The organism is Streptomyces sp. SID1328 (genome assembly GCF_009865595.1).
Lineage (GTDB): Bacteria > Actinomycetota > Actinomycetes > Streptomycetales > Streptomycetaceae > Streptomyces > Streptomyces griseoluteus.
The window spans coordinates 1-748 of sequence record NZ_WWKH01000481.1 but is presented as its reverse complement, the minus strand read 5'-3'; the positions used below and the strand labels follow the sequence as shown (position 1 = coordinate 748).

The window sequence follows — 748 nt, the reverse complement described above, 5'->3', positions numbered from 1 at the left end:
CGACTACATCCATTCCGCCGTCGACGATCACTCCCGCCTGGCCTACAGCGAGGTTCACGCGGACGAGAAGGCCCTCACCTGCGCCGACTTCCTGCGGCGGGCCGCAGCCTTCTTTGCCGAGCACGGCATCACCCGCGTCGAGCGGGTCCATCTGGTGCGGGTGCACACGCCCGTGGAACCGGTCGGTCTGATGCCTGACGGGAGCGCCCGGGTTCCGGCTGGCCGATGTGACGGGCCGCCGTCGGCTACCCGGCCGCGCGGGTACCGGCGCGGCGTCGGCTCACGACGGTGTCGGCGGGGCCGATGACCGGCGCCCGGGTGAGGTCCTCGACCGCGTGGTCGGCGAGCCGGCACAGGGCGGGCGTCCTGGCGGCCTGGCCCACAGCGATACAGCGGGCGCCCGCGCGTCGGCCCGCCTGGAGGCCCGCTGCGGAGTCCTCGAAGACCACCGCTTCGCCGGGTGCGACGCCCAGCCGCCGGCAGGCGCGGACTTCAACCACACCGACCCAGCGGGCATTCCCGGTACGGCAGGAGAACTCCAGGCTGCCTGTGAAGGCGAGGGACGGCGGCGCGGACACCGGATGCTGCGCGCCCGGTATCCGGCACCGCCAGGGCCACCGGGGGGGTGACCGCCACGCACATGGGCCCAAACTGAGACCCCGGCCCGATTCCAGCGGGCCGGGGCTCACAGTAGTGCTCGGTTACGGCCTAGTACTCGTCGTGGTGACGCTTGACCACCCGGAAGCTG

At 73.0% G+C, this 748-nt stretch carries 1 protein-coding gene and 1 pseudogene; one reads left to right on the top strand and one right to left on the bottom strand.

Going from position 1 to position 748, the window contains the following annotated elements:
* Positions 1-148: pseudogene (locus tag GT030_RS14780) on the top strand (IS481 family transposase); the annotation flags it as partial.
* Positions 149-245: 97 nt separating this feature from the next.
* Here GT030_RS14780 and GT030_RS14775 read toward each other — a convergent pair.
* Entirely contained in the window at positions 246-578 is a 333-nt protein-coding gene (locus GT030_RS14775) for an HAD-IA family hydrolase (protein WP_346009639.1), read from the bottom strand.
* Positions 579-748: the final 170 nt, after the last annotated feature.